Origin of the sequence: Syntrophorhabdus sp. (assembly GCA_012719415.1) — a bacterium.
GTDB lineage: Bacteria > Desulfobacterota > Syntrophorhabdia > Syntrophorhabdales > Syntrophorhabdaceae > Delta-02.
This window is the reverse complement of sequence record JAAYAK010000037.1, coordinates 1-1,654: the sequence shown is the minus strand read 5'-3', so window position 1 is coordinate 1,654 and position 1,654 is coordinate 1. Positions and strand designations below refer to the sequence as shown.

Genomic DNA, 1,654 nt, shown 5'->3' with positions numbered 1-1,654 from the left:
CTTCTCATGTTTACCTCCCCGGCGAAAATGCTGATCTCTCTCCTGTTGAGTATAACACAGCGATGCCGGTGAAGCTTCACGGGCAAGCGCGAAGACCTGGCAGCGCTGGAGGCAAGGAGGGTTTTACCCGTTGCGGGGCTTCTCCGATCGTGTTATGTAAGAGATCATGGGTACGGACCGTCTGGCAGGGGGTGAGGGATGAAGTTACTTATCCGCGGGGGGAGCATTGCGGCCGGTTATGGCGCGACGCGGCGGTATGCCGATATTGTGGCGGAACGCCTTCTCCCGAGGGCGGTGGAGGTCATCGTGAGGTCGAGGCACAGGGAGACCACCTTCGATGGCGTCGCGACGTTCGTTGTGGATATCGATCCCTTTCGGCCCGACATCCTGCTGTTTAGTTTCGGCGTCGACGATGCGTTTCAGGGCGTGTATCGCTCGGAGTTCCAGGAGAACCTGGTGCAGATGATACGGCTGGCAAGGCTGCGATTCGGTCCTCAGGTCGTCCTTGCCACATCGCATACCTTCGACGACCCCTACGACATGGATGCCGTCAACATCTTCTACCGCTCCCTCAGCACAGTCGCCTCCGACCTTGACTGCCTTCTGATACCGGTGCACCATCATTTCGCGGGCTACCTGGAAGAGAAGGGTCTCACGGGCAAAGACCTTACTGGCCCCGACCCGAGATACCCCAACGACAGGGGCCACGAGGTCATCGCCGAAGCCATCCTGAAGGGTCTGAGCAAACTCCTCCCGGGGTCATCACACGCAACCGAAGACCGCTAACCCTCTTTTTTTTGATCCGGAACGGCTGTTGTTAGGGTATAAGGATGGCCGCGGCGATCACCGTCGTCCAGACGCCCTTCTTGCCGACGCTTGTCTGCGTGATGTTGCGTGTCTGAACTATCTCGTCGCTCAACTTCCACACGTCGAGCCGCTTGTTATAGCTTTCGTTGACGTCGAATTCGAGTCCCAGGATGGTTGCCAGCATCTGGGCGGCGATGTCTTCTGCGTAATCACCGGCTGTCTTTTCATCTTCTCCGTGGCTGTGATATTCGGAAAGGTATCCAAAGCGATCGCGGTCCTTGGGAATGGCGACCCCGACAGATGCCGTAACGAGGCGGTGATGTTCATCGGTGGAGGCCTCGGCCAGGACGGCATGCACTATCTGGCCGGGAGTCAGTTTCTTGAGCCCCTGTTTTGCCGGTACGATCTCGCATTGGGGAGGGAAGATGCTCGATACCTTGACAATGTTAAAGGGAGCTATCTTTGCATTGCGAAGGGCCAGCTCGAAACTCACCAGCTTCTCCTTGCTCTGGCCCACCCCTTTTGTAAGGAACATCTTGCTCGCGATATACATTTGCTGAATCTCCTTTCCGGAAAGACTTGACAGGACCGTCGGGCCTGAAACGCAAGGCGTAAGGAGTGCGGGACGATCGTTCACCCTTGAAGGATTCCGGTGCCTTACGCCCTACGCCTTACGCTTCACGGTCGTCAGCATACCACGATAGCGCCGTCTGCACAAGGCAACTTTCACAATATTTCACAATGCTCTGCAGATAGGGAGAGGGCCTATTTTTTGTCGAGGACTTCGTTCCACTTCTGCAGGTCTTGCTTGTGGTCCTCGGCCAGCCGGGAATAATCACCCTCGATG

At 56.7% G+C, this 1,654-nt stretch carries 2 protein-coding genes; one reads left to right on the top strand and one right to left on the bottom strand.

What is annotated here, in order from left to right; genetic code table 11:
* Positions 1 to 198 precede the first annotated feature (198 nt).
* Complete coding sequence (locus tag GXX82_02040) at positions 199 to 786, top strand: SGNH/GDSL hydrolase family protein (GenBank protein ID NLT21807.1); 588 nt, start codon at positions 199 to 201, stop codon at positions 784 to 786.
* Positions 787 to 817: 31 nt separating this feature from the next.
* On the opposite strand, the gene GXX82_02035 is transcribed toward GXX82_02040, so the two are convergent.
* Positions 818 to 1,360 carry an arginine decarboxylase, pyruvoyl-dependent gene (locus GXX82_02035; GenBank protein ID NLT21806.1) on the bottom strand — a complete coding sequence of 181 codons (543 nt, stop codon included), beginning with the start codon at positions 1,358 to 1,360 and terminating at the stop codon, positions 818 to 820.
* Positions 1,361 to 1,654: the final 294 nt, after the last annotated feature.